This window comes from Flavobacterium myungsuense (assembly GCF_042677265.1).
GTDB classification, from domain to species: Bacteria; Bacteroidota; Bacteroidia; order Flavobacteriales; family Flavobacteriaceae; genus Flavobacterium; species Flavobacterium myungsuense.
The window spans coordinates 1-26,585 of the sequence record NZ_JBHTIZ010000011.1 but is presented as its reverse complement, the minus strand read 5'-3'; the positions used below and the strand labels follow the sequence as shown (position 1 = coordinate 26,585).

At 30.4% G+C, this 26,585-nt stretch carries 26 protein-coding genes; 14 read left to right on the top strand and 12 right to left on the bottom strand.

Annotated features, from left to right (window positions below):
• Positions 1–9: 9 nt before the first annotated feature.
• The 6 genes from ACFQ0S_RS03565 to ACFQ0S_RS03540 are packed head-to-tail and all read left to right on the top strand — an operon-like array spanning position 10 to position 6,505.
• Positions 10–525 (top strand): serine O-acetyltransferase, encoded by a 516-nt coding sequence (locus tag ACFQ0S_RS03565; protein ID WP_379753945.1) that lies wholly within the window; start codon positions 10–12, stop codon positions 523–525.
• Positions 525–1,643: a glycosyltransferase gene (locus ACFQ0S_RS03560; RefSeq protein ID WP_379753942.1), complete on the top strand. Its 1,119-nt coding sequence runs from the start codon at positions 525–527 to the stop codon at positions 1,641–1,643. Before ACFQ0S_RS03565 ends, ACFQ0S_RS03560 begins: the two co-directional genes overlap by 1 nt.
• Positions 1,640–2,713, top strand: coding sequence for a glycosyltransferase (locus ACFQ0S_RS03555; protein ID WP_379753939.1), 1,074 nt, complete (start codon positions 1,640–1,642; stop codon positions 2,711–2,713). Before ACFQ0S_RS03560 ends, ACFQ0S_RS03555 begins: the two co-directional genes overlap by 4 nt.
• Before the next feature lie 2 nt (positions 2,714–2,715).
• Entirely contained in the window at positions 2,716–4,071 is a 1,356-nt protein-coding gene (locus tag ACFQ0S_RS03550) for an O-antigen ligase family protein (RefSeq protein ID WP_379753936.1), read from the top strand.
• Positions 4,040–5,053: a glycosyltransferase family 4 protein gene (locus ACFQ0S_RS03545; RefSeq protein WP_379753933.1), complete on the top strand. Its 1,014-nt coding sequence runs from the start codon at positions 4,040–4,042 to the stop codon at positions 5,051–5,053. The genes ACFQ0S_RS03550 and ACFQ0S_RS03545 overlap by 32 nt, the downstream gene beginning before the upstream one ends.
• A 54-nt stretch (positions 5,054–5,107) precedes the next feature.
• Complete coding sequence (locus ACFQ0S_RS03540) at positions 5,108–6,505, top strand: exopolysaccharide biosynthesis polyprenyl glycosylphosphotransferase (protein ID WP_379753930.1); 1,398 nt, start codon at positions 5,108–5,110, stop codon at positions 6,503–6,505.
• Here ACFQ0S_RS03540 and ACFQ0S_RS03535 read toward each other — a convergent pair.
• On the bottom strand, positions 6,485–7,612 hold the full coding sequence (locus ACFQ0S_RS03535; protein ID WP_379753927.1) for a lipoprotein N-acyltransferase Lnb domain-containing protein: 1,128 nt from the start codon (positions 7,610–7,612) through the stop codon (positions 6,485–6,487). The two genes, ACFQ0S_RS03540 and ACFQ0S_RS03535, sit on opposite strands and share 21 nt — an antisense overlap.
• Before the next feature lie 15 nt (positions 7,613–7,627).
• The gene (locus tag ACFQ0S_RS03530; RefSeq protein ID WP_449267403.1) at positions 7,628–8,695 is read right to left on the bottom strand and encodes a putative type IX sorting system protein PorV2; all 1,068 of its coding nucleotides are present in this window, start codon (positions 8,693–8,695) and stop codon (positions 7,628–7,630) included.
• A 190-nt stretch (positions 8,696–8,885) separates the two neighbouring features.
• Between ACFQ0S_RS03530 and ACFQ0S_RS03525 the strand changes: the two genes are divergently transcribed.
• Positions 8,886–9,602, top strand: a complete 717-nt coding sequence (locus ACFQ0S_RS03525) for a CDP-alcohol phosphatidyltransferase family protein (protein ID WP_379753924.1) — start codon at positions 8,886–8,888, stop codon at positions 9,600–9,602.
• 10 nt (positions 9,603–9,612) lie between these two features.
• Complete coding sequence (locus tag ACFQ0S_RS03520) at positions 9,613–10,476, top strand: glycoside hydrolase family 25 protein (protein ID WP_379753921.1); 864 nt, start codon at positions 9,613–9,615, stop codon at positions 10,474–10,476.
• Between the two features lie 118 nt (positions 10,477–10,594).
• On the opposite strand, the gene lptB is transcribed toward ACFQ0S_RS03520, so the two are convergent.
• The 4 genes from lptB to ACFQ0S_RS03500 are packed head-to-tail and all read right to left on the bottom strand — an operon-like array spanning position 10,595 to position 13,507.
• Positions 10,595–11,335, bottom strand: a complete 741-nt coding sequence (gene lptB / locus ACFQ0S_RS03515) for an LPS export ABC transporter ATP-binding protein (protein WP_379753918.1) — start codon at positions 11,333–11,335, stop codon at positions 10,595–10,597.
• Between the two features lie 54 nt (positions 11,336–11,389).
• Complete coding sequence (locus tag ACFQ0S_RS03510) at positions 11,390–11,737, bottom strand: carboxymuconolactone decarboxylase family protein (RefSeq protein WP_151106544.1); 348 nt, start codon at positions 11,735–11,737, stop codon at positions 11,390–11,392.
• A complete protein-coding gene (gene tatC / locus ACFQ0S_RS03505) occupies positions 11,730–12,542 on the bottom strand; it encodes a twin-arginine translocase subunit TatC (protein ID WP_379753914.1) in 813 nt (270 codons plus the stop codon). Before tatC ends, ACFQ0S_RS03510 begins: the two co-directional genes overlap by 8 nt.
• Complete coding sequence (locus tag ACFQ0S_RS03500; protein WP_379753911.1) at positions 12,542–13,507, bottom strand: KpsF/GutQ family sugar-phosphate isomerase; 966 nt, start codon at positions 13,505–13,507, stop codon at positions 12,542–12,544. Before ACFQ0S_RS03500 ends, tatC begins: the two co-directional genes overlap by 1 nt.
• A gap of 86 nt (positions 13,508–13,593) precedes the next feature.
• Between ACFQ0S_RS03500 and recQ the strand changes: the two genes are divergently transcribed.
• Positions 13,594–15,789, top strand: coding sequence for a DNA helicase RecQ (recQ, locus tag ACFQ0S_RS03495; protein WP_379753908.1), 2,196 nt, complete (start codon positions 13,594–13,596; stop codon positions 15,787–15,789).
• A gap of 6 nt (positions 15,790–15,795) precedes the next feature.
• Here the strand turns inward: recQ and ACFQ0S_RS03490 are convergent, their stop codons facing one another.
• Positions 15,796–16,038, bottom strand: coding sequence for a hypothetical protein (locus ACFQ0S_RS03490; RefSeq protein ID WP_379753905.1), 243 nt, complete (start codon positions 16,036–16,038; stop codon positions 15,796–15,798).
• 158 nt (positions 16,039–16,196) lie between these two features.
• Here ACFQ0S_RS03490 and ACFQ0S_RS03485 point away from each other — a divergent pair, with 158 nt between their 5' ends.
• The gene (locus tag ACFQ0S_RS03485) at positions 16,197–17,768 is read left to right on the top strand and encodes an NAD(P)/FAD-dependent oxidoreductase (RefSeq protein ID WP_379753902.1); all 1,572 of its coding nucleotides are present in this window, start codon (positions 16,197–16,199) and stop codon (positions 17,766–17,768) included.
• Positions 17,769–17,775: 7 nt separating this feature from the next.
• Here ACFQ0S_RS03485 and ACFQ0S_RS03480 read toward each other — a convergent pair whose 3' ends face one another.
• The gene (locus ACFQ0S_RS03480) at positions 17,776–18,558 is read right to left on the bottom strand and encodes a hypothetical protein (protein WP_379753899.1); all 783 of its coding nucleotides are present in this window, start codon (positions 18,556–18,558) and stop codon (positions 17,776–17,778) included.
• 780 nt (positions 18,559–19,338) lie between these two features.
• Between ACFQ0S_RS03480 and ACFQ0S_RS03475 the strand changes: the two genes are divergently transcribed.
• A complete protein-coding gene (locus ACFQ0S_RS03475) occupies positions 19,339–20,919 on the top strand; it encodes an NADP-dependent glyceraldehyde-3-phosphate dehydrogenase (protein ID WP_379753896.1) in 1,581 nt (526 codons plus the stop codon).
• Positions 20,920–21,086: 167 nt separating this feature from the next.
• Here ACFQ0S_RS03475 and ACFQ0S_RS03470 read toward each other — a convergent pair whose 3' ends face one another.
• The 4 genes from ACFQ0S_RS03470 to msrB all read right to left on the bottom strand — a co-directional run bounded on the left by ACFQ0S_RS03470 (position 21,087) and on the right by msrB (position 24,853).
• Positions 21,087–22,091 carry a hypothetical protein gene (locus tag ACFQ0S_RS03470; RefSeq protein ID WP_379753893.1) on the bottom strand — a complete coding sequence of 335 codons (1,005 nt, stop codon included), beginning with the start codon at positions 22,089–22,091 and terminating at the stop codon, positions 21,087–21,089.
• Between the two features lie 4 nt (positions 22,092–22,095).
• Positions 22,096–23,541, bottom strand: a complete 1,446-nt coding sequence (locus ACFQ0S_RS03465; RefSeq protein ID WP_379753891.1) for an MBOAT family O-acyltransferase — start codon at positions 23,539–23,541, stop codon at positions 22,096–22,098.
• Positions 23,542–23,670: 129 nt separating this feature from the next.
• Positions 23,671–24,222 carry a peptide-methionine (S)-S-oxide reductase MsrA gene (gene msrA / locus ACFQ0S_RS03460; RefSeq protein WP_379753888.1) on the bottom strand — a complete coding sequence of 184 codons (552 nt, stop codon included), beginning with the start codon at positions 24,220–24,222 and terminating at the stop codon, positions 23,671–23,673.
• 70 nt (positions 24,223–24,292) lie between these two features.
• On the bottom strand, positions 24,293–24,853 hold the full coding sequence (gene msrB / locus ACFQ0S_RS03455; protein WP_379753884.1) for a peptide-methionine (R)-S-oxide reductase MsrB: 561 nt from the start codon (positions 24,851–24,853) through the stop codon (positions 24,293–24,295).
• 243 nt (positions 24,854–25,096) lie between these two features.
• On the opposite strand from msrB, the gene idi reads away from it, so the two are divergent.
• The 3 genes from idi to ACFQ0S_RS03440 are packed head-to-tail and all read left to right on the top strand — an operon-like array spanning position 25,097 to position 26,505.
• A complete protein-coding gene (idi, locus tag ACFQ0S_RS03450; protein WP_379753881.1) occupies positions 25,097–25,624 on the top strand; it encodes an isopentenyl-diphosphate Delta-isomerase in 528 nt (175 codons plus the stop codon).
• Between the two features lie 12 nt (positions 25,625–25,636).
• Complete coding sequence (locus tag ACFQ0S_RS03445) at positions 25,637–26,047, top strand: 6-pyruvoyl trahydropterin synthase family protein (RefSeq protein WP_379753878.1); 411 nt, start codon at positions 25,637–25,639, stop codon at positions 26,045–26,047.
• The gene (locus tag ACFQ0S_RS03440; protein WP_379819052.1) at positions 26,047–26,505 is read left to right on the top strand and encodes a peroxiredoxin; all 459 of its coding nucleotides are present in this window, start codon (positions 26,047–26,049) and stop codon (positions 26,503–26,505) included. The genes ACFQ0S_RS03445 and ACFQ0S_RS03440 overlap by 1 nt, the downstream gene beginning before the upstream one ends.
• Positions 26,506–26,585: the final 80 nt, after the last annotated feature.

The window sequence follows — 26,585 nt, the reverse complement described above, 5'->3', positions numbered from 1 at the left end:
TATAAAAAAATGAAAAAATATGGATCAAATTTCATTGTAATTTTATTTTTTACTCAGGCTTTTTGGGCTATCTTTCAATATAGAATTGCTCATTTTTTCAATGAAAAAATTAAAATACAGCCTTTTCGGCATATATTTATGTTATTTATGTATTCATGGCAAAAAATAATTGAAATACTTACTGGGATTTCCATACCAGCTTCGGTAAAAATTGGGCATTCTTTTTATATTGGACATTTTGGCGGAATAATTATTAATTCTGATGCAGTTATCGGAAATGATTGTAATATCTCTCAAGGGGTTACTATTGGAGTTTCTGGATTAGGAGATAAAAGAGGAGTTCCAATAATTGGTAATAACGTATATATAGGTGCAAATAGCGTAGTTGCAGGAAAAATAGTAATAGAAGATAATGTATTAATAGGCGCTTGTTCTTTAGTAAATACGGATGTTAAGTCTAATTGCACTATTCTTGGCGTTCCAGCTTATATAGTATCTGACAGAGGTTCTAAAGGTTATATATAATGAAACTAATCGTAATATCATCTTCTCCATTGGTACAAAAGAACAATTTGTATAATGCATATAGTCCTTATGTAAAGGAATTAGAAATTTGGGCAAAATATTCAGATGAAATTGCCTTTTTTTGCCCTGTTTGGAAGGAAGATAATGGATTGTTGATTTCAAAAATTAATTTCCCAATATCAAAAATATTTTTTGCTAAGGAATTTAATGTTAAATCATTCAATAATTTCATTAAAGCATTTTTAAATTCTTTTTTTAATTTTTATAAAATATTTCAATCAATGATTTGGGCAGACCATATTCATTTACGTTGCCCTGGAAATATTGGTTTAATGGGGGCTATAGTTCAAATTTTCTTCCCTAAAAAGAAGAAAACAACAAAATATGCAGGAAATTGGGACCCAAAATCGAAACAGCCTTTAAGTTATAGATTGCAAAAATGGATTTTAAATAATACATTTTTAACAAAAAATATGCAAGTTTTAGTATATGGTGAATGGGAAAGTAGTTCTAAAAATATTAAACCGTTTTTTACAGCTTCCTATTGGGAGAAAGAAAAATTACCTATTGCTACAAGAAATTTTGAAAATTTAATTTCGTTTATTTTTGTAGGAACTTTATCTACAGGCAAACAACCTTTATATGCTGTAAAACTTGTAGAAAAAATAAAAGAGAGAGGGTATAAAGTTAATTTATCTATATATGGAAATGGAGAAGAAGCAGATAGTTTAAAAGAATATATTTTTCAGAATAATTTAGAAAAATTTATTCACCTAAAAGGGAATCATTCTCAGGAAAGTATTAAAAAAGTGTATCAAGAAAGCCATTTTATGATTTTACCCTCACAAAGTGAAGGTTGGCCAAAAGTAGTTGCAGAATCTATGTTTTGGGGATGTTTGCCAATTACTACAAGAGTCTCTTGTATAGAAAACATGTTAGATAACGGTAATAGAGGATTACTATTAAAAATGAATTTTAATGACGATTTAGAACAAATAATAGCTATTCTAAATAATCAAGAAGCATACGATAGTAAAGTTAGAAAAAGTATTCTATGGTCAAGAAAATACACTTTAGATTTGTTTGAAACGGAGATTAAAAATTTATTAAATCCATGAGAATAGTTCAAATTATTGATTCTCTAGAAGTTGGAGGTGCTGAACGAATGGCCATAAATTTTGCTAATGCACTTTCAAATGAAATTAATTTTTCAGGATTAGTGGCTACTAGGAAGGAAGGAGATTTAAAAAGTAAGATTGAAAACAATGTCAATTATTTTTTTTTAAATCGAAAAAGTACGGTAGATATTAATGCTGTTTTTAGATTAAAGGCATATTGCAAAAAAAATGATGTTGAAATACTTCAGCCTCATAGTAGTTCTTACTTCATTGCAATATTAGTTAAAGTTTTGTATCCAAAAATCCAAATTATATGGCACGATCATAATGGATTAAGTCAGTTTTTAAGTTCACAGAAATGGGTTCTCTTAAAAATTTCTTCCTTTTTTTTCAAAGGTATTATTGCGGTGAATCATCAACTTAAAAACTGGGCAATAAAGGAATTAAATTGTAAAAATGTAATTTATCTTCCTAATTTTACTAAAAATGAAAATAGTTATGCTAAAGAAACTAAGCTAAGGGGTAATGAAGGAAAAAGAATAACTTGTTTAGCTAATTTAAGAGATCAAAAGAACCATTTCCTGCTTCTTCGGGTGGCAAAAAAATTGCAAATCACAAATCCCGATTGGACTTTTCATTTAGTGGGAAAAGATTTTGAAGATAAATACTCTAAAAAGTTAAAAACTTCGATTTCTTCTAATCAATTAGAGAAAAGTGTTTATCTATATGGTACTAGAAATGATATTGTGAATATTCTAAATCAAACGGACATAGCTATACTTACTTCAAAATCTGAAGGATTACCTGTCTCTTTGTTGGAATATGGATTGAATAAGATGGCAGTTATTGTCACTAAAGTAGGAGAGATTCCATTAATTATTGAAGACGGTGTAAATGGTTTTAGTATTCCATCTGAAAGTGATGAGTTATTTTATGAATCATTGATTACTTTGATTGAAAAACCTGCATTAAGAGTAAATTTTGGAAATGCGTTTTATAGAACAATTGTTAATAATAATTCTGAATCTGCAATTATAAGAGAATATATTAATTGGTTACAAGAAATATAAAAATGGAAGAATCAGAAAAAAGGTATTTATTATTAATTGTAGCTCATATAGCCATTGGTTTTGCAATATATTACATTCCATTCTTTCCAAAAGTATATGGATACACAATTCTCCTCGGAGGTATTTATTTTGTTATTAATTCACAAAATAAAAATAATGAAGTTTTATATGCATCAGCCTATATTGTTGGTAGCGAGGTTGTTTTAAGAATGACTGGAGGTAATATTAATTATGAGTTTTCAAAATATGGTGTAATAATATTTATGGTAATTGGTATGTATTACAAAGGAGTTTCAAAAGATGCTGCAGCTTATTGGATTTATTTAATTTTATTGTTACCAGGTATGTGTATTGCACTTTATTCTCTTAAATATACTCAAGATTTACAAAATAGAATTTCATTTAACACCTCAGGACCAATCTGTTTAGGGATATCTTCTTTATATTGCTATACTAGAAAAGTTACTTTTAAACAAATAAATGAAATCCTTTTACTTGTGGGGTTGCCAATAATATCTACAGTAATATATCTTACATTATATACACCAAGCATCAGAGACGTTATTACGAGTACTACTAGTACAGGGTCTAATTTTGATACATCAGGAGGATTTGGGCCTAATCAGGTAGCTACTATTTTGGGTTTAGGTATGTTTGTTTTTGTATCTAGATTAATATATTTTTCAAATTCTAAATTGCTTTTTATTGTTAATTTGATAGTAGCTTTTGATATTTCTTACAGAGGATTAGTGACTTTTTCACGAGGGGGAATGATGACTGGTTTTTTTATGTTGATAATTTTAATATTAATTACCTACTTTAATATTAATTCTGGAGCAAAAATAAAAATGAATTATCTTTTAATAGCTATCACCATTACAATGGTCTCTGTATGGGTTTATTCATCTTTACAAACAAGTGGTTTAATTGATAAACGATATGCCAATCAAGACTCAAGAGGAAGACAAAAAAAGGATCAATTTACAGGAAGGGGAGAATTGGCTCAAGATGAGCTCGAAACGTTTTTTAAGTATCCTTTTTTTGGTGTTGGTGTTGGAAAAACCGCAGAGCTCCGTGCAGAAAGAATGGGGTTTCTTGTTGTATCTCATGATGAAATAACTCGAACACTTGCTGAACATGGTTCATTGGGTATTTTAGCTTTAATGATTTTATTTGCAACTCCTTTATTTTTATATTTGGATAATAATCATAATATTTATCTATTGTGTTTTATAGTTTTTTGGATTTTAACTATAAATCATGCAGCCATGCGTTTGGCTGCTCCAGCATTTATATATTCATTATCTCTTTTAAAAGTTGTCATCAATGAAAAAAAGCCTATTGTACATAGGGAATAAGCTTTCCAAGCATAATGCAACGGTTACTTCTATAGAAACATTAGGACTATTGCTGGAAAGGGAAGGTTATGTATTAATTTATGCTTCCTCAAAAAAAAATAAAGTTTTGCGTCTTTCTGAAATGATTTTCAGAACCATTCAACACAGAAAAAAAGTTGATTATGTTTTAATCGATACTTACAGTACCTATAATTTTTGGTATGCATTTATAATAAGTCAATTGTGCAGGTTTTATCGCATAAAATATATACCTAAACTTCATGGTGGAGATTTACCCAGTAGACTTATAAAAAGCCCAATTTTAAGTAAAATGATTTTTAAATATGCTTATATGAATATTGCACCATCAGAATATTTATTAGAAGCATTTAAAAATAGAGGTTATGCGGAATTAATTTGCATTCCAAATACTGTTGAAATTCAAAATTATACTTTTACTAAAAGAAACAGTTGCGCGCCAAATTTATTATGGGTCAGGTCATTACATGAAATATATAATCCAGAAATGGCTTTAAGTGTATTGGCTGAAATAAATAAAGAGTTTCCAACTGCAAAGTTATGCATGGTTGGTCCTGATAAAGATAATATGAAACCAAATCTTAAAAAAATAGCAAATCATAAAAATTTAAACGTAGAATTTGCAGGGAAATTATCAAAAAATAAGTGGGTTAAATATTCAGAACAATATGATATATTTTTGAATACAACTCATTTTGATAATACACCTATTAGTGTCATTGAAGCAATGGCATTGGGTTTACCAGTAATATCTACAAATGTTGGTGGAATACCTTTTTTGTTAAAAGATAGGGAAACGGCTTTGCTTGTAGCTGATAATGATATTCATGCAATGGCAAAAAGTATTAAAGAACTTATAATTAATGATGAATTAAGAAATAAATTAGTCGCTAATGCTCATGATTTAGTACAACAATTCGATTGGAGTTTAGTAAAAAATAAATGGTTGCAAGTGCTTTCTTGATTTAGTGTAACAACTTTGTATACATTTGCACAATAAAAGACTATTAAAATTTAAATGGTTATCAATAAAAAAATACATTTCGAAATTTCAGAACGAAAGGTCTTGCTGAGACTTTTTGATGTGCTTTCTGTAATGCTTGCTTTGTATTTTGTTAGCATGGTTTTTGATTTTAATTATTTCAAAATTGCAAAAACCAATTATTTATGGACAATTGTTTTAGGGATTTATCTGACTGTATTTGGAACAGTATTTGAAATGTACAATTTACAAGTCGCGAATAACCAATTTCAAGTAATTAAAAGTATTGTTTTAACAGCATCTACCACAGTTTTAATTTACTTACTTACACCAATATATACTCCGGTTTTACCAACAAATAGAATACAAATTGTAATTTTTTATGTGGCAATTTTTCTTTCTTTGTTTTTATGGAGAATGACATACGTACTGTTTTTGGCTTCTAATCGATTCACAAAGAAAGTAATTTTAATTTGCGATAAAGACCAGTTAAAAGAGCTTGTATTGGGCTTAGAAAATGCAGATCCTCACTATAAAGTTATGGGGTATATCAATTCTGATAGTACCAATGATAATAAAAATGATAAGAGTGATTTTATAAAGAATATTAACCTCGAAAAATTGCAACAATTTGTTATAGAAAATTCAGTCTCTGAAGTTGTTATTGCTTCTCAAAAAACGGACGGAATTACAATAAGTTTATATAATAAATTGATTCATCTATTAGAGAATGGTTATATCATAAGAGAATATACTCAAGTATATGAAAGCATTACACAACGCATACCTGTTCAGTATGTTGCAAGAGATTTTTATAGGTTTTTCCCTTTTAGTAGAAGCAATCAGAATCATCTATATTTATTTGTTGTTCGAATTTTAGAAATTTTAATTTCGTTAATTGGCTTAGTAATAGGAATTTTATTAGTGCCGTTTATTTTATTAGGTAATTGTATTGGAAATAGAGGCGAACTTTTCTATACTCAGGAGAGGGTAGGCATAAATGGTAAAGTTTTTAAGATTTTAAAGTTTAGAACTATGAAAAAAAATTCTGAATCTAACGGCGCAGTTTTCGCAACTATAAATGACTTTAGAGCTACATCATTTGGAAAATTTTTAAGGAAATCCAGAATTGACGAATTCCCTCAGTTTATAAACATATTAAAAGGCGAAATGGCAGTTATTGGACCTCGACCTGAACGACCTGTATTTGTAAAAGAAATCGCTAACGTAATGCCTTTCTATGAAACTAGACATGTAATAAAACCAGGATTAACAGGTTGGGCACAAGTAAATTATTCTTACGGAGAAACTATTGATGATAGTTTGATAAAATTACAATACGATTTATATTACATTAAACACAGAAGTATCTTTTTAGACATTAATATTGTTTTTAAAACGATAAGCACAATTTTATTTTACCGAGGGCAATAAATTCTTTTTTTGACTGACTTTTACAAGTAAAAAAACAGAAGTGACAACTATTGGTAAAACAATTGGTAAATGAACTTTATTTAGCATATAAAGTAAGTAAATTACTAAAAATCCTAAACATAAAATACTTGTAATTTTAATCCATTTCAGATTGTTTTTTACAATAAAATAAATTAAAAATAAATACAAAGGATTAAAAAGAAAAACATTATAATTCCACAACAACTCTTCGTGAAAAGAATACAATCCCGCCCAAATAAAAAACAATCCTAAAAATCCTAATACACCAAAAAAGAAAAGAGTAATTTTTTCGCTTTTGAAAATAATAAATAATAAAAGAATACCAATTAAGGAGTAAATACTATCAAGAAAGGAAAATCCGGGTCTAGTTCTATTCGCATTAAATAAAGTTTTTGATTCCGTTACTAAAGGTTTACCTCTGTAAGTTGTATTTTTAAGATTTTCGTATAAATCAAAAGGCAAGAAAATTTTTGAAGCTTGCTGGTCTACCTTGCTTCCAAAAATAATATTAATGCCTAATTTTTGATAAAAATGGTCTATTGCATACGGATACAAAACAGTTCTATATGTTTTTTTATTATCACTAATTCTATTAACAATAGGTTTTTTTTGTAATACTTCATTTAAAACATCCACAACTTTAGTGGTACAGTTTCTATCAATAAATTTATAAGTATAAAATTTTGTATTGGGATTCAAAGAAGCACCCAATTTCTCAAATAATTTTTCTTTTTCTTCTAACGATAGATTTAAAACTTGTTCAAAAATGGAACGGTTTTCAATTCGATAACTGTATTCAAAATCAGAGTAAGGATAAGCCGCTGCGAAATATTGCATATCGCCTTTTACAAACTTCAACACAAAATTTTCAGTCTGAAAATCAAACATTCCATAATTGTAAATAAAATCAAAACCAGTAGTATTGTCATTAATTCTTATGGCAGTATGACCGTATAACGAATGAGATTCATCTGCTGTGCCAACAGTTAGAACGCTAACTCTTGTATTTTTTGTTATAGGTGTTAACTGAGAATACCCATTTACAGCAACAAAAAGAGAAATAAAAAAAAGGAACTTCTTGACCATTGAAATCGTTTTTGATTATCTAAAAATTCCTAAATCAACTTTTAAAGAAAAAACATTTGAATACAAAGCTGCACTTTGGTTTCCAATGTCAGTTAAAGCATAATCAATTTGAATGCCTTTGTATTTAAACCCCAAACCAATATTGGGTTGAAAGCTTAAACTTGTCGAATTATCAATTTGTACTGCATTTTGAAAATTTCCAAATCCTGTTCTCAAAAACACCAAATCGGTGTAGCCATATTCAAATCCTATAGTGGGAGCAATACTTACAAAATCGGTTGCAAAAACATCATTGGTTTTAGCAAATTCCATGTTTAAATTGGCGCTAGCCAAAAGACTCGTTTCGTTGTGGAATTCGAATTTTTTTGACATTCCAAATTGTGCTTTTGGTAATGTAATTTCAGTACTTTCAGGTAAATCTTGATTTTGACCCGGAATTGCATTCTGAACCTTAGCATATTCCTTCTCATTAATATTCCAAATGTTATAAGTTGTTGTAATATCTCGAAGCATTAATCCAAATTTCCAATCGTTACGTTGAAACTGTAGTCCAACATCTACACCAAAACCCCAAGAATTAGCAAAGTCTCCAATTATTCTTCTTATGATTTTTGCATTTACACCGTATTGAAAACCTTGCAATTTTAATTTTCTAGCATACGAAAAAGTAAATCCATAATCAGCAGTCGAAAATTTACTAACTCTATTGTAATCTATGTTTCCTTCAGAATCAATTAATTGTGTGGTGTTTAAAATATCATCAACTCCAAAACGAATCATAGAAATTCCCCATGCACTTTCATCATCAATGGCTGTAGCATAAGCAGCAAAATCATATTGCGCAATGTTCGCAAAGTAGCTTGCATGCATAAGCGATATTTGTTTATCTTCAATTCCTATTAGTCCTGCAGGATTCCAATAGCCCGAATTTACATCGTTAGTGTTAGCAGTAACAGCATTTGCCATTCCTAACGCGGCTGCATCTACACCAATATTCATAAACTCATTCGAATATTTCCTAACGGCCTGCGAATGCGTTACGGAATATACTAAGATGAATAAATACAAAGCCCTTTTTTTCAAAATCAATGAGTTTTATAAACACTGTGGTTTATTTTTGTCAAAAATATACTTTTTTAACGAGGTTATTTCTTTGGTGATATAAATTAATTGGAAAGAATTTTACCCAAATTAAAATATCAAATAAAAAACGTACTTCTCTTTAACTTATTGTGTTAAATTTGTATTTTTTGAAAGCTAAACGGTCTAAACAATGAATATTAAAGCTCAAATTCCAAATACAATTACTCTTCTAAATCTGTTTTGCGGATGCATTGCTCTAGTATTTGCTTTTCATCGTCATTTCGAAATGACTTTCGCTTTTGCGGCTCTAGGAATTTTCCTTGATTTTTTTGATGGTTTTTTTGCGAGATTGTTTAAGGTTTCGAGTCCTTTGGGATTGCAATTAGATTCATTAGCAGATATGATTACTAGTGGAGTTGTACCTGGATTAGTTATGTATCAATTAATGATTGATAACTCAACTACTTCACAAACAAGTTACATGCAACTTTTTCCGTATTTGGGTTTTATCATTGCTTTGGGTTCCTGTTACAGATTGGCTAATTTTAATATTGATACACGACAAACCGACTCCTTTATTGGCTTGCCAACGCCAGCAAATTCCTTATTTATTCTGAGTTTGCCTTTGGTTTTACAAAATACAGATTCGTTGTTTGTAATTGAAGCTTTAACCAATCAGTGGTTCTTATTATTAACAACCTTGTTTAGCGCCTATATTTTAAATGCTGAAATTCCATTATTTGCTTTAAAAATTAAAAAGTTCAATTTTGTAGACAATAAAATTCAAATTGTATTTCTATCCCTATCAATTTTGTTTTTGATTTTCTTGAAGTTTCTAGCCATTCCGTTGGTAATAGTAACCTATGTTTTGTTATCGGTAATCAATAATAAATTTTCAAAAAAATAGTTGTATTGGAATGCGAAAACCAGTTGTTAGGAAAGCTCCTGTAAGAAAAAAATCCACCTCAAAAAAGAAAACTTCTTTTTGGAAAGGTACCAGAGGTAGTTTTGTTTTAGGAGTTCTTTTTACACTTTTTCTTTTCGTAGTTGCCTATCATTACAGAAATGGTTTAGCCTATTATTTTAGTTTTAAATCTGATAAAATCGCCAATAATAAAGAAGAAAAACGATTGTCGGATGTTCGGAATTTTCAGCTTTTAAGTAAATATGAGCATAAAGTTGCAGGTCTTGATGTTTCTCAATATCAAGGCAATATCAATTGGTCGGCAGTACGTGATTTAGAAAATACATTTCCAATAGGCTTTGTTTTTATTCGTGCCACCGTAGGAAAAGACAAAGTCGATTCGGAGTTTGAAGACAATTGGCTTGGAGCCAAAAACAATAAAATCATTCGCGGGGCCTATCATTATTATCGTCCTAATGAAAACTCATTAGAACAAGCAGAAATTTTCATTAAAAACGTAACACTTCAAAAAGGCGATTTGCCTCCTGTTTTAGATATTGAAAAGTTACCCAAAAATCAATCTATTGATAGTTTGAAAGTGGGATTAAAACGCTGGCTCGAAAAAGTAGACGCGCATTATAAAGTGAAACCTATTATTTATACTGGAGAAAATTATTACAATGAATTCCTAAAAGACGAATTTACCGAGTATACGTTTTGGATTGCCAATTACAATTTTTTTGTTGAAGATATTAAGGATGATTGGCTTTTTTGGCAATTTACTGAAAAAGCAACCGTTTCAGGAATTAATGGCAATGTAGACGTTTCTATTTACAACGGAAGCCCAAAAATGTTAAGGTATCTTACTAAAAATTAGTTTCTCTTAGGGTTTTGTGAAAAGCCGAAAAATTAAATCATTAAAATTTAGTTCTGCCTTATTCTTATTGACCCTTAAATGTCTTAATGGTTTGAAAAAATAACTTCTAAAATATGAATTAAAACTCCAATTTTTTCTTTCTCAATTCAAAATTCTGACCTAAATAGACACGTCGTACCATTTCGTCGGCTACCAATTCTTCTGGAACTCCAGCTTTTAGAATACCACCCTCAAACATTAGATACGTTTTATCAGTAATAGCTAAGGTTTCTTGAACATTGTGGTCAGTAATCAAAATACCAATGTTTTTGTTTTTTAACTGTGCTACAATTCTCTGAATATCTTCAACAGCAACAGGGTCTACACCAGCAAAAGGCTCGTCTAAAAGAATAAACTTTGGATCGGTTGCTAGACAACGCGCAATTTCAGTTCTACGGCGTTCCCCACCAGAAAGCAAGTCGCCACGATTAGTTCTAATATGTTGCAAACTAAACTCATCAATAAGCGATTCCATTTTAGCTTCTTGTTCAGCTTTGGTATGATTCGTCAATTGCAAAACGCTCAAAATATTGTCTTCAATACTCAATTTTCTAAAAACTGACGCTTCTTGAGCCAAATAACCAATGCCTTGTTGCGCTCTTTTGTACATAGGAAAATCGGTAATATTTAAATCGTCGAGATAAATATTTCCTGCATTAGGTTTCACCAATCCTACAATCATATAAAATGAAGTCGTTTTTCCGGCTCCATTTGGTCCTAAAAGTCCCACAATTTCTCCTTGATTCACTTCTACCGAAATGCCTTTTACAACGCTTCTTCCTTTATAAGTTTTGACTAAATTTTCTGCTCTTAATATCATTTTATGTCCGTGGTTCAAAATTCGTTATTCAATTTTTTTAGAAATTGTATTTTTTTACGCTTTATTTTCTAAAGCTTCCCAAAATTCGTAAGCGCGACGCAAATGAGGTACAACTATAGTTCCGCCGACAAGAGTTGCAATTCCCATGGCTTCCATCATTTCTTCTTTTGAGATGCCTTCTTTGTGACAATTTTCTAAATGATATTTTACACAATCGTCACATCGTAAAACGGCTGAAGCTACTAATCCTAGTAATTCTTTGGTTTTTACATCAAGAGCGCCTTCTGCGTAAGCATTTGTATCGAGATTAAAAATTCGCTTTACGATTTTATTGTTATCAGCTACTAATTTTTCGTTCATTTTAGAACGATAATCATTGAATTCTTTTACTAAATCAGACATTTTTCTCTTTTCTATTTACAAACACGGCGATAAAAATACTTATTTCATACAGCACTAAAAGTGGTATAGATACAATTATTTGACTTAATATATCAGGTGGTGTGATTATGGCTGCAACAATTAGAATAATAACGATAGCATATCTTCGGTATTGTCTTAAAGTTTGTGCAGTTACAAGTCCAATTTTAGTCAGGAAATAAATTACGATGGGCAATTCAAAAATTAATCCGCAAGAAATCACTGACGTTTTTACCATACCTATATAATTATCAACATTGAATTCGTTTTTAATAACGCTACTCACATTAAAACCTCCAAAAAAGTTAACAGATAAGGGTAATATCAAATAATAGCCAAACAAAACACCAGTAAAAAACAATATCGAAGCGGTTAAAATAAACCAAACGGCGTTTTTCTTTTCTTTTTCATACAAAGCGGGACTTATAAATTTCCAGATTTCCCATAAAATATAGGGAAAACCAAGTATGAATCCTGCCGTAATACAGGTCCAAATAAATATAGAAAATTGACCCCCCATTTCGGTACTCTGAATAATAAATGGCATTTCTTTGACACACATTCCTCCGTCATCTGCACCGAGATAAGTGGTTAGTTCACAAAATAATCGGTAGGTTATAAAATCAGGATGAATGGGACCAAAAATAATTTGGTCAAATACATAATCAATAATAAAATACGATAAACAAGAAACTACTAATACTCCTATAGTAATTCTAATGAGCAACCATCTTAAGTCTTCAAGATGATCTAAAAATGACATTTCTTTTAATTGCTTTTTTGCCATTATAGAATACCTTCTTTTAAAATATCATGCAAATGCAATACGCCTTTGTATTCACCATTATCTACAACTACAAGTTGCGTGATAGAAAAATCTTCCATGATATTAAATGCATCAACAACCATATCAGTCGATTGTATCATTTTTGGATTTCTTGTCATAATATCTTTAGCGGTCAAATCAGCAAAAGAATCTCTGTAACTTAGCATTCTTCTAATATCTCCATCAGTAATAATCCCTACTACTTTATTGTCGTCGATAACTGCTGTAACTCCTAAACGTTTTTCAGAAATTTCGAAAATCACTTTTTTAATAGAAGAGTCTGGGCTTACCATTGGTTTTAAAGAATTGACTAGCATCGCAGATACTTTAAGCAATAATTTTTTGCCTAATGCCCCTCCAGGATGATATTTTGCAAAATCTTCGGGTTTAAAATGCCTCAATTCCATTAAACAAACAGCAAGAGCATCACCCATTACCAACTGAGCGGTAGTGCTATTAGTAGGCGCAAGATTATTAGGACACGATTCGGAGTCAATAGTGGTATTTAAAACACAATCGGAATTTTTTGCTAAAAAGGAAGTCATGTTTCCTGTGATGGCAATTAAGGTATTTCCGAAATTTTTTAAAATAGGGATTAGAATTTTTATCTCAGGACTATTGCCGCTTTTTGAAATGCAAATGACAACATCGTCTCTTTGAACCATTCCTAAATCACCATGAATAGCCTCTGAGGCATGAAGAAATAGCGATGGCGTTCCTGTTGAGTTCATTGTTGCTACAATTTTTTGGGCAATAATGGCACTTTTTCCTATTCCGGTTACAATCAATCTGCCTTTACAATCAAATATAGTTTTGGTTGCATTAATAAAGCTTTCATCAAGAAAATCAGCAAGTTTCGCTATCGATTGGCTTTCAGATAAAATAGTTTTTTTGGCTGTAGCCAATATATTTTCTTTAGTTATCAAAACAGAATTGTTATAAAATTTGTAAGTGTAAAAGAAATTAGTATCTTTATGTGTTGCAAATTTATACAAAATACCATTAACAAAGAATGAATTCAAACGAAATTGACATACACAAAGAACTAAAAAAATATTTTGGTTTTAACCAATTTAAAGGTTTACAAGAACAGGTTATAAAAGCGATATTGGCAAAAGAAAATACTTTCGTAATTATGCCAACAGGTGGTGGAAAATCGTTATGCTACCAATTACCAGCGTTAGTACAAGAAGGAACAGCAATTGTGGTTTCTCCTTTAATTGCCTTAATGAAAAATCAAGTCGATGCTATTAGAAGCTTATCATCAGAAAACGGAATCGCTCATGTACTTAATTCATCGCTTACCAAAACAGAAATCACTCAGGTTAAAAAAGACATTACATCAGGTTTAACCAAACTTTTATATGTTGCTCCAGAATCGTTAACTAAAGAAGAGTATGTTAACTTTCTTCAAAATGTGCCAATATCATTTGTAGCTATCGATGAGGCGCATTGCATCTCAGAGTGGGGGCATGATTTTAGACCAGAATACAGAAACCTTAAAAATATTATTAAGTTATTAGGCGACGTTCCAGTTATTGGCTTGACCGCTACTGCTACGCCAAAAGTGCAAGAAGATATTCTAAAAAACTTAGACATGTCTGATGCAACTACTTTTAAAGCTTCGTTTAACAGGCCCAATCTTTTTTATGAAGTACGAACTAAAACTAAAAATGTAGAATCGGATATTATCCGTTTTATCAAACAGCATAAAGGAAAATCTGGCATTATATATTGCTTAAGTCGTAAAAAAGTGGAGGCTATTGCCGAAGTTTTGCAAGTAAACGGAATTAGTGCTGTGCCTTATCATGCTGGACTTGATGCTAAAACAAGAGCAAAACATCAAGATATGTTTCTTATGGAAGACGTTGAAGTTGTTGTTGCTACTATAGCATTTGGTATGGGAATTGACAAACCAGACGTTCGTTTCGTAATTCATCATGACATTCCGAAATCATTAGAAAGTTATTATCAAGAAACGGGTCGTGGCGGACGTGATGGTGGTGAAGGTCATTGTTTAGCTTATTATTCTTATAAAGATGTCGAGAAATTAGAAAAATTCATGTCGGGAAAACCAGTTGCTGAACAAGAAATTGGTTTTGCATTGTTGCAAGAGGTTGTAGCTTATGCTGAAACTTCTATGTCAAGAAGAAAATTCCTGTTGCATTATTTTGGAGAAGAATTTGATAGCGAAACGGGAGATGGTGCCGATATGGACGATAATGTTCGCAATCCTAAAACTAAAGTTGAAGCCAAAGATCAAGTGGTTAAATTATTAGAAGTTGTTCGCGATACCAAGCATTTATACAAATCAAAAGAAATCGTTTATACTTTAATTGGTCGCGTAAATGCAATGATTAAAGCGTATAGAACCGATACGCACCCGTTTTTTGGTTCAGGCAAAAACTTCGAAGAGCGGTATTGGATGGCTTTAATACGTCAGGTTTTGGTAGACGGATTATTATCTAAAGATATTGAAACCTACGGAATTGTCAAAGTAACCGAAAAAGGATTAGATTTTATAAAGAATCCTGTTTCATTTATGATGTCAGAAGATCATGAGTATAACGAAACCGAAGATGAAGCTATAGTAACGGCAGCAAAATCTTCAGGTACAGCTGATGAGGTTTTAATGTCGATGTTGCGTGATTTAAGAAAAAAAGTAGCCAAAAAATTAGGAGTTCCTCCTTTTGTGGTTTTTCAAGATCCGTCATTAGAAGATATGGCTTTAAAATATCCAATTTCTTTAGATGAATTGGGAAATATTCATGGAGTTGGAGAGGGAAAAGCCAAGAAATATGGTAAGGAATTTGTAGAATTAATAAGTCGTTATGTAGAAGATAATGATGTTATTCGTCCGGACGATTTGGTAGTAAAATCAACCGGAGCTAATTCGGCAAATAAGTTATATATCATTCAAAATATCGATAGGAAACTATCTTTAGAAGATATTGCTTCCGCTAAAGGCATGAATATGGATGCTCTTATAAAAGAAATGGAGCAGATTGTAAATGCAGGTACTAAATTGAATATCAAATATTGGGTAGACGATATTTTAGATGATGACCAACAAGAAGAAATTCATGATTTTTTTATGGAATCAGAATCGGACAATATAGAAGAAGCGCTAAAGGAATTTGATGGCGATTATGATATTGATGAATTGCGTTTAATGCGAATTAAGTTTATAAGTGAAGTGGCAAATTAACGTAGTTTATTTTTCTTCAAATAGTTCTCCACGATGAGGTTTCAAAGCGTCACGAACCAGAATCATGTTTTCATCGGTTACAACCATAAAAGTAATAGCATGCATTTCGTCATAGATTTTAAAACCAGTTATATTTATTGGTAACTTCTCTGATTCGATATACTGTTTTAAATGAATTTCGTGATGCTCAGCTGTTTTTGCCGAAACAGGTCCGCGAAAATCCCATATTAATTTTATTTTTCTAGACATTATTAGTTTTAAAAGATTTTTATTTGCTAAGATACAAAGTCTAATTTGAAAATGGTTTCTAAATTCAATAATCAAAATTCAATTCAAAATAGTACTTTTGTATACTGATAGTATCATTCGAATAATCGATTTGCTAAATCAAGAATTAAAAAAATAAAATGCCGAAAGAACTTCTTATTCAAGTATCTCCAGAAATTGCGTCAAACGAGTCACTGCTTAAAGACTATTTGGCTAAGCAAATAAAAGTTACTTCAAATGAAATTCAACATATTACTATTCAAAAACGTTCGGTAGATGCTCGTCAAAAAGCAATAAAAATCAATTTAAAGGTATTGGTTTTTTTGCAAAACGAAGTATTTATAGAACAAAAAATACAACTTCCTGATTATAAGAACGTTACCAATGCTCAAGAAGTAATTATTGTTGGTGCTGGCCCAGCGGGACTTTTTGCTGCCTTGCAATTAATTGAATTAGGTTTGAAACCAATAGTAATTGAACGGGGAAAGGATGTTCGTGGGCGTCGTCGTGATTTAAAAGCTATTAATGTAGATCATATTGTTAACGAAGATTCGAATTATTGCTTTGGAGAAGGAGGCGCAGGAACCTACTCTGACGGAAAACTGTATACCCGATCTAAAAAACGAGGAGATGTTACTAGAATTCTAGAATTGTTAGTTGCATTTGGAGCTTCAGAAGATATTTTAATTGAAGCTCATCCACATATAGGAACGAATAAATTACCTCAAATTATTCAGGATATTCGAGAAAAAATCATCGAAATGGGAGGGAAGGTGCTATTTGAAACCCGTCTAACAGATATTTTAATAAAAAACAATGAAGTTCAAGGAATTGTTACCCAAAATGGAGATACAATTATTGCTTCAAAAATAATATTGGCAACAGGACATTCTGCTCGTGATATTTTTGAATTATTAGACAGAAAGAAGGTTTTTATCGAAGCCAAACCATTTGCTTTGGGAATAAGAGCAGAACACCCTCAATCCTTAATAGATAGTATACAGTATAGTTGTGATTATAGAGGCGAGTTGCTTCCGCCAGCTCCATATTCTATTGTAAAACAAGTCAACGGTCGTGGAATGTATTCGTTTTGTATGTGTCCGGGTGGCGTAATCGCTCCTTGTGCTACAAGTCCTGGAGAAGTTGTTACAAATGGTTGGTCTCCTTCTAAACGAGATCAAGCAACTGCCAATTCAGGAATTGTTATTGAATTAAAGCTAGAAGATTTTAAACCTTTTGCTAAATATGGCGCATTAGCTGGAATGGAATTTCAAAAAACTATTGAGCAAAAATCATGGAATTTGGCAGGAGAAACTCAAAAAGTACCCGCGCAACGAATGGTCGATTTTACCCAAAATAAAGTCTCGAATTCTATTCCAAAAACTTCTTATGTTCCAGGAACCACTTCGGTAGAAATGGGACAAGTTTTCCCAAGTTTTTTAACGCAAATTTTGCGAGAAGGTTTTTCTGAATTTGGAAAATCGATGCGAGGGTATTTAACAAACGAAGCTATACTTCATGCACCAGAAAGCAGGACTTCATCACCAGTTCGAATTCCTAGAGATTCAGAAACTTTAGAACATGTTCAAATAAAAGGATTATATCCTTGTGGTGAGGGCGCGGGTTACGCAGGAGGCATAATTTCGGCAGCTATTGATGGGGAGAAGTGTGCTTTGAAAATTGCAGAGACGTTAAAACTTTTTAGAAGTTAGAAAGTAATTATTTTTCGATTTTTTCGTATAAATTATGTATTTTTAAAATAATTACTCCAAATGCAATTGCTGCAACAATAAGAACAATATTTAATATTCCTTCCGTACCAAAAGATAGTTTTATTAGGATAGTTGAAATAATAAATCCTGAATTCCTAATTACTTTATTGAACTTGTCTGAATGTAAAAAAGAAAATAATAGGAGTAAAACATCAACAAGTATTAGTATTGTAAAAAAGTCATCAAAGAATATTTTGTTGATGTCCTTTATATCAGTGACAATTTTACTAAAAGAAAAGAAGCTTTCATACATCCAATGACCGAGACTATAAATGGATAATATTAAAAAAAAGGGCACCAAAAGGGTAGCAATGGCCTTTTTTAAGTCAATAAATTGTAGTATTTCGGGTTTCTTTATTTCTATTTCACTCATACTCCCGTCTTTTACCAATTTATAAAAAAGAAAGATTAATAAAAACATAATTAATATGGCAACTAAATCACCTGAAAATAAGATGTCATTTTTTATTGAAAACCAGTTTGTTGAAAATTCTAAATTAGATAAATCTTTAAAAATTCTTCGAATTACAATTAACGAAATTATTTCATACTGTTTCCCAATGTATATTGAAGTTGATCTGGGTAAATAATATAGCAATAAATACACTTCATATATAAGGATAAATGAAAATGGCGTATAAATTGCTGAAATCGGATTGGTCAACAATTTTGATTGATCATTTACTGAGATAACATTTAAATTTACTAAACCAATTAGTAATAAATGCATTAGAAAGCTTATTATGGCAATGTAAACAATTACGACCTCGCTCTTTTTTTTTAACTTTTCAGATAAAAAATAATTGTAAAATAAAAACAACACGTTTTTTGATTTGGACATATTTTTTTGTTTAATAAAAATTAAAAAAAAGTAAACAAAATGTAATTTTATTTGTAAATTTACAAAAACATTGTTAATTAAATGATTAACAACTGTTAAGAGATAATTTTAAAAAAACAAATTATGTTTAACAAATTTAAAAAATCGGAAATATTTACCTTGATGGTAGTAATACTTTTAATTTTCATTTCTGAATATATTTATTTAGTTGAAGGAAATTTCCAAAAGACAGTTTTTATTGGTCTTTGTCCTCCAACAATAGTTAGTTTGTTAATCTTCTTTAACTTAAAATTAAAAAATAGATGAAAAATTTAGATATTTTAGATTTTATAGGAAGTGTTACAGTTTGTTTTAAATGTTTTTTTGTTTCGATATTTAGGGCATTAGAAAGTCTTATAATGAAAAAGATTATCTTTCAAATAAAAGAGGAATTATATCACGCTTGTTGGCTTATTTTGAGAGTTTAGCTGCAGAATAACACATTTATTTAATTCTCAATTTAAATTATATTTTTGTCACACATTATTTATTTTAACCTCTTTTTTTACACATTTAATTGAATTAATACAAATATTTAACAATTTAAAACTACAACGATATAGTAAATTCTCATAAAAAAGACATCTATTTATATGTTTAAAGTTGTATTTTTAGCAAAAATTTTTAACAATGATTTCGATACCAGAAGAATTTCAAATTAAAACACCAATTGTTCAAGATACCTATTTAGTAAATGGCGAACTAAAAAAATGGACAGGGCAAACAACGCCAGTATTCTCTACAATTTCATCTACTGAAAAATACGAACCAACTTTATTAGGTTCTATTCCATTTATGGGTGAAACGGAGGCTTTAGAAGCAGTTGCTGCTGCCGATGCTGCATTTAATAATGGTCAAGGATTGTGGCCAACGATGAAAGTGGCTGATCGTATTAAATGCATGGAAAAGTTCGTAATTCAAATGAAAACCACTCGTGCTGAAGTAGTAAAACTACTGATGTGGGAAATAGGAAAATCGTTAGGAGATTCTGAAAAAGAATTTGACAGAACCGTTGAATATATTTATGATACCATAGATAGTTATAAAGAATTAAATGCGAGAAGTGCACATTTCTCTAAAGTGCAAGGAATAAACGCTATGGTAAGAAGAGGACCATTAGGAGTTGTACTATGTCTTGGGCCATATAATTATCCATTAAACGAAACTTTCTCTTTATTGATTCCTGCATTAATTATGGGAAATCCTGTAATTTTTAAACCAGCAAAGCATGGTGTTTTATTAATATCACCTTTATTAGAAGCGTTTAAAACCAGTTTTCCTAAAGGAGTAATTAATATTTTGTATGGTAGAGGTCGTGAAGTAGCGTCTCCAGTTATGAAATCTGGAAAAGTAGATATATTAGCTTTAATTGGAAATAGTAAATCTGCAATTGCGTTGCAAGATCAGCATCCAAATAAAAACAGATTGCGTTTGATATTAGGATTAGAAGCCAAAAATCCAGCAATTATTCTTCCAGATGCCGATCTAGATTTGGCTATTCAGGAATGTATTACAGGATCGTTATCTTTTAATGGACAGCGTTGTACGGCATTAAAAGTTTTATATGTTCATGAGTCAATAGCTGACGAATTTAACAAGCGTTTTGCTGCAAAAGTAGACGGTTTAACTTTTGGTAATCCATGGGAGAAAGGGGTGTCGTTAACTCCATTGCCAGAAAAAGAGAAACCAGCTTACATTCAAGAATTGATAGACGATGCTACCAAACATGGAGCAAAAGTAATTAATGTAAAAGGAGGTCAACATTCTGACAATTTTATTTTCCCAGCTGTTCTATATCCAGTGAATAAAAACATGAGAGTGTATCATGAAGAGCAGTTTGGTCCAGTTGTTCCAATAATGACTTTTAAAGATATTCAGGAGCCATTAAATGACATGGCGGAGTCTAATTACGGACAGCAAGTAAGTTTGTTTGGTAAAAACATTAAAACTATTGCGCCTCTAATTGACACCTTGGTTAATCTTGTTTCACGCGTAAACTTAAATAGTTCTTGTCAAAGGGGGCCAGACGTTTTTCCTTTTACAGGAAGAAAAGATTCTGCTGTAGGTACCTTAAGTATTCACGATGCTTTACGTTCATTTTCTATTCGAACTTTTGTAGCTTCAAAAGACAATGACTACAATAATGAAATTTTACAAGCGTTATTGAATAGTAAAGAATCTAATTTTATCAATACTGATTATATCTTATAATTTATAATAGAATTTTATAAAGCCATAAGCGGAAACGTTTATGGCTTTTTTATTTTAGAAAACTTTTTTATATTACTTTAAAAAAAAGACAAAAGTTGGTTTAGAAAAAAAATGGATTAGAAACAATTGAATTAATGAATTCAGATTTCAATTTTTTTAGCTCTGGATTATTTGTAAATAATTTTTAAAATACTATCTCCAACTGATGGTCTATAATGGCTTGCTTCATAATAATTTATTTTTTTTTGAGTAAAATAATTTTTTCCTGAAAAGTCATAGATATTATTTTTAAAAATAGATTTTAGAATAAATAAATCATTAGAATTGAATTTTATCTGTTCATAGAGCGGGCTTAAAACGATTTTATATTTTGTTTTATTTTTATCTAGAATTCGTTTGATTTCTTTGAGCATAAAATAATTTGTCTTGTTTATTCTTTTAATTGTATCCGTTTTTTCTCCTACTCTTTCATAGAAAACACTTGCTCTTTTTGCATAATAGGCATTTGGGTTTTGAGTTATTTCCTGTTCTTTATCAATAATGTTGGTTTCATTTGTTAGGGTGTCATAAGTAATTTTTCTAAATTCAATATAGCCTTTCATATATGATTTATAGTTTTTGGTAAGCGTATAATCATACAAGCAATAAAGGAATTTCGGATCTAAATACGCTTTATAGAATTCAAAATGAAAAGCAATATTGTTTTTTTTTGAGGTTATAGGATGTTTTATAAATAAATGACCTTCAGAATTTTTTTCATAATCAAATGAATAATCTCTACACAATATAATTAATACATTTTTTAAATTAGTAGTTTTTAGTGAATCTAAAAACTTAAGTTTTGTATAAATGCCATAAATCGTCTCTTTTGATGCATCAAAAACAAAAGGCTTAGAATCAATAGGTAAATAATTTGACCACACACTAGGCCTAAACGCATTAGTTCTGGAACTTCCGAATACAAATGAGTTATAATCTTGTATAGAGTTGTTTTTTAGAAACATTTCTGTAGATATATAATCTTTGTTAGGAACTACATAAGGATAGGAATAATTTGAATAAGATTTTACTACTTTAAATGGATCAAAGTAAACATAACCAAAAGTTAAAATAGCCATGGGTATAAATCCCAATAAAAGAAAATATAATATATTTTTTATAAAGGGCTTCATAGTATTAAAATTGAAAATAAATAAATTGTTGTTTTGAACCCGAGTAATATAAAACTGTAATTATTAATACATAATATAACCCCCATCTTATGAGTCTAGGCAGTTTCAAACCTAATTTAGCTATTGCAAATTGTTCTTCTCTTCCTAGCCATTCAATGAACATAAATAGCACTATTAGAAAAATTGTGGGTTTTGTAATATCACTTTGAAATTCAGGAATTATAAATAGACTAGATGAAAAAATATTAGAAATAATTATAAAAGCCTGTTCCAAATTAATTGATCTGAAGAAAATCCAGGCAAAAACAGTTAAACTAAATGTAAAACACATTGCTATTAATTCTTTCAGACTAGGCAGAGCTTTTCCTTTAGCTACAACATCAAGATGTATTCTGTTTGTTTTAAAAAATATAGACGGAATAATATAAATTGCGTTAAGTAATCCCCAGACTAGAAATGTCAAGTTTGCTCCATGCCAGAAACCGCTAACCAGAAATACGATTAAAATATTTCTGATTTTTATTTTAGTTTCAACATGACTTCCACCTAAAGGAATATATAAATAGTCTCTGAACCATGATGAGAGCGAAATGTGCCAACGCCTCCAAAATTCAGCAATATCTCTCGAAAAATAAGGAAACGCAAAATTATTCAGCAGTTGAATTCCTAAAAGTTTTGATGTTCCTAAAGCGATATCAGAATATCCAGAAAAGTCTCCATAGATTTGAAATGCAAAAAATACAGCTCCTAATAATAATGTGCTCCCTGAATAATTTGTAGGATTATTAAATGTTTGGTTTGCTAATTCGGCACATTGATCTGCAATAACAACTTTCTTAACCAATCCCCATATTATTTGTTTTAATCCATTTACTGCTAAATCATAATTAAAATTCCTTTTTTTCTTGATTTGAGGCAGTAAATGAGTAGCCCTTTCTATTGGTCCTGCAACTAAAAGAGGAAAAAATCCGACAAAAACAGAATAATCAACAACATCTTTTTCGGGTTTTATTCGTTCTTTATAAATATCAATTACATAGGATAATCCATGAAAAGTATAAAATGAAATTCCAATAGGTAATATTAAATTCAATGTAAATGCATTTACTTTAAATCCAAAATAAGAAACAACTTCAGCAAAAGAACTAGTAAAAAAATTATAATATTTAAATACAATTAGAAAGCCAAGGTTGATTGATATACTAAGCCAAAGCCAGGTCTTTTTATAATTTTGATTTCTGGCTTCGGATATTTTTATACCTGTATAGTAATCTAAAAGAGTTGAGAAAATGATAAGAAACAAGAATCGCCAATCCCAGCAAGCATAAAAGAAATAACTAGACAAAAGAAGTAATATATTTTGTTTTTTAAGACTGCCTTTGTTTAGAAACCAATAAAGTATAAATACTAAAAGAAAAAATATACCAAAAGTGGGGGAGTTAAAAAGCATATTTAAAGACTTTAACTGTAGTTTTTATATTTATTTAAAGAAACCTATTTTGTAAATGTATTATTTAGTTTCATAAAGACAAAACTATCATAAAAAAACCCGAAAGTAATTTTCGGGTTTTGTGAAAAACTATTTCCTTTTCAATCGGTCTTTAAAAACTTTTTCAAACTTTTTAATTTTTGGTTGAATAACCATTTGACAATAGGGTTGATTTTTATTATTTTCATAATAATTTTGGTGGTATTCTTCTGCTTTATAAAATCTTGAAAAAGGTTCTAATATGGTAACGATAGGACTTTTATATACTTTTGCCTTTTTCAAAGCATTTATAATGGTTTGGGCGGCTAATTTCTGATTTTCATCTTTATAGAATATTACTGAACGGTATTGTGTGCCAACATCGGCACCTTGTTTGTTTAAAGTAGTTGGATCGTGAACGGTAAAAAAGACTTTAAAAATTTCGTTTAAATTTGTAATGTTAGCATCATAAGTAATTTGAACAACTTCAGCAGCTCCAGTTCTTCCGGAAGAAACTTCGTCATAAGTTGGATTTTTAACAGTACCTCCTGAAAATCCTGAGACAACCGATTTTACTCCCATAAGATTTTCGTAAACAGCTTCAACACACCAATAGCAACCACCGCCAATTACTATGGTTTCTAGATTAGGTTCTGTTTTCATTTTGTTTTTTTCTGTTTTTTGCCCAAACATACTTGTTGCTATAATGCAAAGGATTATTAAATTTTTCATCTTATTTGGTGTCGGGGTCAAATTCTAAAGAAACAGCATTCATGCAATATCTTTTTCCAGTAGGTTCTGGACCATCATCAAAAAGATGACCTAAATGACTGTCACATCTTCCGCAAAGCGCTTCAATTCTTTGCATTCCATAAGAGTTGTCGTCTTTAAAAACGATGCTTGATTTGTTTTCTTGTTCAAAAAAACTAGGCCAACCACAACTGCTTACAAATTTTTGGTTCGATCTAAATAATTTGTTGCCACAAACTGCACAATAATAGGTTCCTTTAGTTTCTGAATTCCAAAGCGTACCTGTAAAAGCTCTTTCTGTATTTGCTTTGCGTGCCACTTGATACAAATCTTCAGGTAATATTTTTTTCCATTCCGCATCAGAAACAATTACATTTTCAGTACTTGTTCTAGAATAATACGGATTTCCTGATTTACTTATTTTATTTTCCATAGGATTAGATTTTATTGATTCTACTTTTTTAATTTGATTTTGACCGCATGCTTGAAAAATCAGCAAAGGCAACGATGATAATATAGTTATTATGAGCACCCTTTTTTTCATAAATATTAGTTTTTAATTTTACTACAAATGTACAGGTGAATTACGCTCCGAAATGTATGCTAGTTTACAAAATAACAGCTTTTAAATAAACATTAACGTTTATTAACTATTATAAAAATCAATTATAAAATTAAGAAGACTATGCCTTTAATTGATTGTCAAACACTAGTTAAACTTTTCACAAATTAAAAAAGGACTCAAAGACCATTTCTTTTTTTGTATTTTTGACAATCACAAATTATCATGAAAGAAGAAGAAGTCATATTAGTGAACGAACTTGATGAGCAAATTGGGCTAATGCCAAAATTAGAGGCTCATGAAAAAGCCATATTGCATCGTGCATTTTCAGTTTTTATTTTAAATAAGGATAACGAAATCATGTTGCAACAAAGAGCACATCAAAAATACCATTCTCCATTGTTATGGACCAATACGTGTTGCAGCCACCAACGAAATGGTGAAACAAATATAGAAGCGGGAACAAGAAGATTGTTTGAAGAAATGGGATTTAAAACCGAACTAAAAGAACTTTTTCATTTTATTTACAAAGCTCCTTTTGACAACGGATTGACTGAACATGAACTCGATCATGTAATGATTGGGTATTTTAACGATAGCCCAATTATAAATCCTGAAGAAGTAGAAAATTGGAAATGGATGAAAATTCAAGATGTAAAGGATGATATGATTTTGAATCCAGATATTTACACCGTTTGGTTCAAAATAATATTTGACGAATTTTATCATTTTATTGAAGACCACAAACTATAAACCTACCTTTTAATGAAAGTAACGATATCTAGAAAAGCTCATTTCAATGCTGCCCATCGATTGTATAGAAAAGATTGGACTTTTGAACAAAATGATTTGATTTTTGGGAAATGCAACAATCCTAATTTTCACGGTCACAACTATGAACTAATCGTTAGTGTAACTGGCGAAATTGATAAAGAAACGGGATATGTTATGGATGTAAAATTCTTAACGGATATTATTAAAGAAGATGTTGAAATCCCATTCGACCATAAAAACCTAAATCTTGATGTTCTTGAATTTGAAAATCTAAATCCAACAGCTGAAAATATTGTAGTTGTAATTTGGAATAAAATTAGAAAAAAAATAAAATCAGAATTCGAATTAGAAGTTGTTCTTTATGAAACACCTCGAAATTTTGTAACCTACAAAGGAGAATAATGGTACTTAAAGTAGGAGATAGAATTCCTGATTTTACGGCAATAAACACTAACGGAACTGTTTTTGAAAGCCAATCTATAATTGGAAAAAAGCCTGTAGTAATTTATTTTTATCCTAAAGACGATACTCCAGGTTGCACCGCTCAAGCGTGTTCGTTTAGAGATCAATATGAAGATTTTACTGATTTAGGCGCTGAGGTTATTGGGGTTAGCAGTGACACTGTTGCTTCTCATCAAAAATTTGCAAAACAGTATAAATTGCCATTTATACTTTTATCCGATTCTAATAAAAAAATCAGAAATCTTTTTGGAGTTCCTTCGGGATTATTTGGGTTACTTCCCGGTAGAGTCACTTATGTAGCGGATAAAAATGGTATCATAAAATTGATTTTTGATAATAGTTTGATGGCTACCAAACATATTCCTAAAGCATTAGCTTCAATAAAAAAAATAGTATAACCCGTTGGGTGTAATTATTTGAAGTAAAAAATATTGATTAGATATTGCTCAAGATACTGAAATTCAGTATCTTGAAATCG

What these genes read in the sequence shown, in the direction of transcription:
- ACFQ0S_RS03565 (WP_379753945.1), top strand. Translation starts at nt 10, where the DNA reads ATGAAAAAATATGGATCAAATTTCATTGTAATTTTATTTTTTACTCAG.
- ACFQ0S_RS03560 (WP_379753942.1), top strand. Translation starts at nt 525, where the DNA reads ATGAAACTAATCGTAATATCATCTTCTCCATTGGTACAAAAGAACAAT.
- ACFQ0S_RS03555 (WP_379753939.1), top strand. Translation starts at nt 1,640, where the DNA reads ATGAGAATAGTTCAAATTATTGATTCTCTAGAAGTTGGAGGTGCTGAA.
- ACFQ0S_RS03550 (WP_379753936.1), top strand. Translation starts at nt 2,716, where the DNA reads ATGGAAGAATCAGAAAAAAGGTATTTATTATTAATTGTAGCTCATATA.
- ACFQ0S_RS03545 (WP_379753933.1), top strand. Translation starts at nt 4,040, where the DNA reads ATGAAAAAAAGCCTATTGTACATAGGGAATAAGCTTTCCAAGCATAAT.
- ACFQ0S_RS03540 (WP_379753930.1), top strand. Translation starts at nt 5,108, where the DNA reads ATGGTTATCAATAAAAAAATACATTTCGAAATTTCAGAACGAAAGGTC.
- ACFQ0S_RS03535 (WP_379753927.1), bottom strand. Translation starts at nt 7,612, where the DNA reads ATGGTCAAGAAGTTCCTTTTTTTTATTTCTCTTTTTGTTGCTGTAAAT.
- ACFQ0S_RS03525 (WP_379753924.1), top strand. Translation starts at nt 8,886, where the DNA reads ATGAATATTAAAGCTCAAATTCCAAATACAATTACTCTTCTAAATCTG.
- ACFQ0S_RS03520 (WP_379753921.1), top strand. Translation starts at nt 9,613, where the DNA reads ATGCGAAAACCAGTTGTTAGGAAAGCTCCTGTAAGAAAAAAATCCACC.
- lptB (WP_379753918.1), bottom strand. Translation starts at nt 11,335, where the DNA reads ATGATATTAAGAGCAGAAAATTTAGTCAAAACTTATAAAGGAAGAAGC.
- ACFQ0S_RS03510 (WP_151106544.1), bottom strand. Translation starts at nt 11,737, where the DNA reads ATGTCTGATTTAGTAAAAGAATTCAATGATTATCGTTCTAAAATGAAC.
- tatC (WP_379753914.1), bottom strand. Translation starts at nt 12,542, where the DNA reads ATGGCAAAAAAGCAATTAAAAGAAATGTCATTTTTAGATCATCTTGAA.
- recQ (WP_379753908.1), top strand. Translation starts at nt 13,594, where the DNA reads ATGAATTCAAACGAAATTGACATACACAAAGAACTAAAAAAATATTTT.
- ACFQ0S_RS03490 (WP_379753905.1), bottom strand. Translation starts at nt 16,038, where the DNA reads ATGTCTAGAAAAATAAAATTAATATGGGATTTTCGCGGACCTGTTTCG.
- ACFQ0S_RS03485 (WP_379753902.1), top strand. Translation starts at nt 16,197, where the DNA reads ATGCCGAAAGAACTTCTTATTCAAGTATCTCCAGAAATTGCGTCAAAC.
- ACFQ0S_RS03480 (WP_379753899.1), bottom strand. Translation starts at nt 18,558, where the DNA reads ATGCATTTATTACTAATTGGTTTAGTAAATTTAAATGTTATCTCAGTA.
- ACFQ0S_RS03475 (WP_379753896.1), top strand. Translation starts at nt 19,339, where the DNA reads ATGATTTCGATACCAGAAGAATTTCAAATTAAAACACCAATTGTTCAA.
- ACFQ0S_RS03470 (WP_379753893.1), bottom strand. Translation starts at nt 22,091, where the DNA reads ATGAAGCCCTTTATAAAAAATATATTATATTTTCTTTTATTGGGATTT.
- ACFQ0S_RS03465 (WP_379753891.1), bottom strand. Translation starts at nt 23,541, where the DNA reads ATGCTTTTTAACTCCCCCACTTTTGGTATATTTTTTCTTTTAGTATTT.
- msrA (WP_379753888.1), bottom strand. Translation starts at nt 24,222, where the DNA reads ATGAAAACAGAACCTAATCTAGAAACCATAGTAATTGGCGGTGGTTGC.
- msrB (WP_379753884.1), bottom strand. Translation starts at nt 24,853, where the DNA reads ATGAAAAAAAGGGTGCTCATAATAACTATATTATCATCGTTGCCTTTG.
- idi (WP_379753881.1), top strand. Translation starts at nt 25,097, where the DNA reads ATGAAAGAAGAAGAAGTCATATTAGTGAACGAACTTGATGAGCAAATT.
- ACFQ0S_RS03445 (WP_379753878.1), top strand. Translation starts at nt 25,637, where the DNA reads ATGAAAGTAACGATATCTAGAAAAGCTCATTTCAATGCTGCCCATCGA.
- ACFQ0S_RS03440 (WP_379819052.1), top strand. Translation starts at nt 26,047, where the DNA reads ATGGTACTTAAAGTAGGAGATAGAATTCCTGATTTTACGGCAATAAAC.